At 68.1% G+C, this 4,930-nt stretch carries 4 protein-coding genes and 1 pseudogene; 1 reads left to right on the top strand and 4 read right to left on the bottom strand.

What is annotated here, in order from left to right:
- The coding region (locus NI18_RS14485) for an MFS transporter (RefSeq protein ID WP_037530831.1) at positions 1 to 1,258 on the bottom strand (1,258 nt) is incomplete at its 3' end.
- Between the two features lie 163 nt (positions 1,259 to 1,421).
- Between NI18_RS14485 and NI18_RS14480 the strand changes: the two genes are divergently transcribed.
- On the top strand, positions 1,422 to 3,488 hold the full coding sequence (locus NI18_RS14480) for a prolyl oligopeptidase family serine peptidase (RefSeq protein ID WP_037530829.1): 2,067 nt from the start codon (positions 1,422 to 1,424) through the stop codon (positions 3,486 to 3,488).
- Between the two features lie 160 nt (positions 3,489 to 3,648).
- Here NI18_RS14480 and NI18_RS14475 read toward each other — a convergent pair whose 3' ends face one another.
- From NI18_RS14475 to NI18_RS14465, 3 genes and pseudogenes are all read right to left on the bottom strand, one after another.
- Positions 3,649 to 4,203 (bottom strand): glycine zipper 2TM domain-containing protein, encoded by a 555-nt coding sequence (locus NI18_RS14475; protein WP_031440853.1) that lies wholly within the window; start codon positions 4,201 to 4,203, stop codon positions 3,649 to 3,651.
- Between the two features lie 69 nt (positions 4,204 to 4,272).
- On the bottom strand, positions 4,273 to 4,563 hold the full coding sequence (locus NI18_RS14470; protein ID WP_037530826.1) for a hypothetical protein: 291 nt from the start codon (positions 4,561 to 4,563) through the stop codon (positions 4,273 to 4,275).
- Positions 4,564 to 4,673: 110 nt separating this feature from the next.
- A pseudogene (locus NI18_RS14465) lies at positions 4,674 to 4,930 on the bottom strand (DNA helicase II); the annotation flags it as partial.

Here is a 4,930-nt window from a genome sequence, read left to right as displayed (position 1 = left end):
GCAGCGCGGCGACGACAGTGGCGCCGGTGGTCTGGCCGACCAGCCGGACCGTCGAGATCAGGCCCCCGGCGGCGGCGGCGCGCTCGCGCGGGGCCGAGCCGATGATCAGGCGCGCGTTCGGCGCCATGAACATCCCGAACCCCGAGCCGCACAGCGCCATCCGCCAGGCGATGGCGAAATAGCTCGGATCGGCGGGCATGAACGCGAGCAGCAAAAGCGCGGCGATCGAGACGGCCATGCCGATGCCGCCGAGCAGCCCGGCGGGATAGCGATCGGACAGCCATCCGGACAGCGGCGCCACGACCATGTTGGCGAGCGGCCATGGCGCGATCGCGGCACCGACCTCGGCGGCGGAAAAGCCGTAAGCCTGGGTCAGCCGGAACGGCGTCGACAACAGCAGCGTCATCTGCGCGATGAACGCGGTGTAGGCGCCGATCGCGGACAGCGCGAGGACGGGGCGGGCGAGCAGGTCGATCGGCAGGATCGGCTTGGTCTCGCCGCGTTCGCGCCGGACGAAGATCCAGCCGATCGCCACCCCGGTCAGCACGATCGCCGCCGAGACCACCGGGCTGTCGCCGTGTACCGCGGTCTCCGACCCGCCGATGACGAGCCCGATCATCGCCGCGCACATGACCGCGCCGAGCACGTCGAACGGTTCGGATCGCGGCCCGGGATCGGGCAGGGCGCGCCCGAGGATCAGGCTGAGGATCGCGAACGGCACCGCGCTGGCAAAGACCCAGGGCCAGGGCGCGACCGCGAGCACCAGCCCGCCCAGCGTCGGCGCGAGCGCGGCCGAACTCGATACCACCACCGAATTGATCCCGAGGCCGCGGCCGAGCTGCCTGGCGGGATAGATCGAGCGGATCAGCGCGGACGAGACGCTGAGCGCGGCCGCCGCGCCGAGCGCCTGGGCGGCGCGGACGACGAGCAGGAAGGGCAGGCTCTTGGCGAAGAAGCAGAGCAGGGTCGCGACGGTGAAGACGAGCTGGCCATATTGATACATGCGCTTCAGCCCGATCCGGTCGCCGAGCCCCGAAAAGGGGAGCAGCGCCATCGCCAGGATCAGCTGATAGACGGTGACGACGGTCACCACCGCGCTGCTGTCGACGCCGAGGTCGCGCGCGATCGTCGGCAGCGCGACATTGGCGACGCCGCCGTCGATGATGGTCAGCGCGGTACCCGCCGAGATGGCGGCGATCGCGAGGAAGCGGCGGGGCTTGGGAAGGCCATCCAGGGCCGTTGTCTGGTCGGACTGCATTGCGGACCGCGATAGACACCGTCATGAATGACGCCAAGCTATTCGGGGAAATGGACGATGCGGGTTCTTACGGCTGCGCTTGCGGCGACGATATTGGCGGGCGGCGCCGGCCTTGCGGCGGGCAGTGCGCTCGCCCAAGTCGCACCGATGACGAACACAAAGCCTGCCCCGACCCCGACCCCGACCCCCGACCCCGGCCGCGGACACCGCCGCCGACCCCTATATCTGGCTCGAGGACAAGGATGGCGCCAAGCCGCTCGCTTGGGTCGAGGCGGAGAATGCCAAGACGCTGCCCCGGTTGCAGAACGATCCGCGCTACAAGAGCTTCTATGCCGAGGCGCTGGCGATCGCGGCGGCGAAGGACCGGATCCCGATGCCCGACCAGCGCTTTGGCCGGATCTACAATTTCTGGCGCGATGCCGATCATCCGCAGGGCATCTGGCGCTGGACGAGCGAGGCGGGCTACGCGCAGGCCAATCCTGCCTGGACGACCGCGCTTGATCTCGATGCACTGAGCAAGGCCGAGGGCAAGAAATGGGTGTGGAAGGGCGCGTCCTGCCTCCAGCCCGACGAGCGGCTGTGCCTCGTTTCGCTGTCCGAGGGCGGCGAGGATGCGGTGTCCTACCGCGAATTCGATCTGCAGACCGGGCAGTTCGTCGCGAACGGCTTTGCGCTGTCGACGTCGAAGCAGGGCGCGAGCTGGGTCGACAAGGACACATTGCTGGTCGCGCGCGACTGGGGTGCGGGGTCGATGACCGCGTCGGGCTATCCGTTCGTCGTCAAGGAGGTGAAACGCGGCCAGCCGCTGAGCGCCGCGCGCGAGATCTTCCGCGGCGAGGCGTCGGACCAACTCGGCACCTATGCCAGCGTGATGACCGACGGGCAGGGCAACCGGATCACGATGATCCAGCGGCGCCCGACCTTCTTCGGCGGCGACAAGCACGTCGTCACGCCGGCCGGGCTCGTGAAGCTCGACGTTCCCGATCGCGTCTTTCCCTCAGGCATGGTCGACGGGCAGGTGATCTTCTCGACCAGCGAGGCGTGGGGGCAGATCCCCGCCGGCGCGATCGCCTCGGCGCCGCTCGCCGAGGTGCGTAAGGGCCGGTTCACGCCGACCCTGGTCTTCGCGCCGACCGATCGCCAGTCGGTCGACGGCGTGTCGGTGACGCGCGATCACGTGGTCGCCAGCGTCTATGACAATGTCCGCGGGCGGGCGATGGTGTTCACGCACGGCAAGGCGGGCTGGACGTCGCGCGCGGTCGCGCTGCCCGACAATGCCTCGGTCGATGTCGCGAGCACGACCGATCGCAGCAATGCGACGTTCGTGCAGGTGACGGGGTTCCTCGCGCCGACGACCTTGTGGACGCTCGATGCGGGGCCTGGCGGCGTGGCCAAGCAGATCAAGGCGCTGCCCGCGAAGTTCGATGCATCGCGCGACGTCGTCGAGCAGTTCGAGGCGGTGTCGACCGACGGGACGAAGATCCCCTATTTCATCGTCCACCGGAAGGACGTGCCGCTCGACGGGACGACGCCGACGATCATGACCGCCTATGGCGGGTTCGAATCGTCGATGACGCCCTATTATTCGGGGGTGATGGGCAAATTGTGGCTCGAGCGCGGTGGCAGCTTCGTGCTCGCCAATATCCGCGGCGGCGGCGAATTCGGGCCGAAATGGCATGATGCGGGACGCAAGACCAAGCGGCAGATCATCTATGACGATTTCGCCGCGGTCGGGCAGGACCTGATCGCGCGCAAGCTGACCAGTCCCGCGACGCTCGGCATCTATGGCGGGTCGAATGGCGGGCTGCTGATGGGGGTCGAGTTCAACCAGCATCCCGATCTGTGGAAGGCGGTGACGATCCAGGTGCCGCTGCTCGACATGATCCGCTATGAACAGATCGCCGCGGGCGCGTCCTGGGTCGACGAATATGGGTCGGTGAAGATCCCCGCGGAGAAGGCGTTTCTCGAGACGATCTCGCCCTATCAGAACATCAAGCGCGGCGGGGCTTACCCTGAGCCCTATATCTGGACGACGACCAAGGACGACCGGGTCGGGCCGCAGCATGCGCGCAAGTTCGCCGCGCGGCTGAAGGAATATGGCCTGCCGTATCTGTTCTACGAGGATACCGCGGGCGGGCATTCGGGCGATGCGGACATCGAGCAGGGGGCGCGGATGCAGGCGCTGCAGATGACTTATTTCACGCAGAAGCTGATGGGGCCGGCGAAGTAGGGGAACCCAGGACCCGTCATCCTGGACTTGATCCAGGATCCAGAGCCGAAAACGATGTCGCTCGTGGCCCTGGATCCTGACTTTCGTCAGGATGACGGGAGTTCGGGGGAGGGGGCGCGAACGGCGGCGGGCGTGATGGACGCCCGGTCGCCGCACCCGATCAGCGGCAGCGGATCTGGCTGTTGTTCTGCTCGACCGCGCGGCCGGCGAGGCCACCCGCGGCGGCGCCCAGCAGCGAGCCGACGATCCGCGAGCGGCCGCCGTCGATCACGTTGCCGAGGATGCCGCCACCGGCTGCGCCGATGATCAGCCCGGTCGTGCCGTCGTTGCGCTTGCAGTAATAGCGGCCGTCCTGCCCCGCATAGACGCGGTCGTTGGCGGACAGGGTGCGCTCCTGATAATTCGGGCCGACGCGATAGTCGCGGGCCGGGTCGTAATTGCCCTCGTCGCGTTCGTCGGGATAGCCGCCCTCATACCGGTCGGGCGCCTGACGATAGCCGCCCTGCGGCGCCGGCGGAACATAGCTGCCGCCACGATTGCCGCGCAGCGACTGGTAGCGATCGAATTCCTCGCGGAAGATCTGCAACTCGCTGTCGAGGCGCGCCTGGGCGGCGGCGAAACGGGCGTTGTCGGCACTGGTCTGCGCGACGGCGGGGGCGGCGGCGGACAGGCAGGTCGCGGCGATCATCGTCGCGAGGCCGAGAGAGCGCTTCATGATCGAAATCCTTTCACGGTAGGGTGTCCCGGTAACGGGTGGCGACATCGCGCCGCCACCCGCCTTTCGTCAACGACAGATCTGGACGCGACGATGGTTGCGCCATTCGGTGCGGCAACGGCGATTGTTGTTCCAGTTGCGACGATCATTGTCGCGGCCACGGAAGCGGCGGCCGTCGTGGCGGCCGCGATGGTCGTTGCGGCGATAGTCGCGACGATCGGCGCGGTGATCACCGCGGTGGTCGTTGTCGCGATACTGCTGGCTATGGCCCCGATCGCGCTGGGCTTCGGCGGGCGCGGCCACGCCGAGGCCGAGCGTGGCGAAGGCGAGCCCGGCGGCGATGAGATGCGTAAACTTCATGACGTGTCCTCTTGCCCGAGATCGGGCTGGACGGACGATACGATCCTGGTTCGGCATCGTTCCTGAACGGGATTGTCGGCTCCCGTACAGGTTGGCGCCGACCGGTCGTCCTACGGCGCGATCGTCACGAAGCTGTCCATGACGCGCTTGCGGCCGGCCTGTTCGAAGTCGATCTCGAGCTTGTTGCCCTCGATCTCGGCGATCGCGCCATAGCCGAACTTCTGGTGGAACACGCGCTGGCCGAGCGAGAGGTCGTCGCGACCCTTGTTGCCGAGGCTGATCGCGCTGGACCGGCTTTCGACGACGCGGGCGGGCTTGGTCGAGAAGCCGCCGCCGGGCGTGGCCGCGCGCTGCCAGCCGGGGCCGC

Source organism: Sphingomonas sp. Ant20 (genome assembly GCF_000783375.1).
In the GTDB taxonomy this organism is placed as follows: Bacteria; Pseudomonadota; Alphaproteobacteria; order Sphingomonadales; family Sphingomonadaceae; genus Sphingomonas; species Sphingomonas aerolata.
Note: the sequence above shows the minus strand (reverse complement) of the source record. Positions and strands in the feature narration are given on the sequence as shown.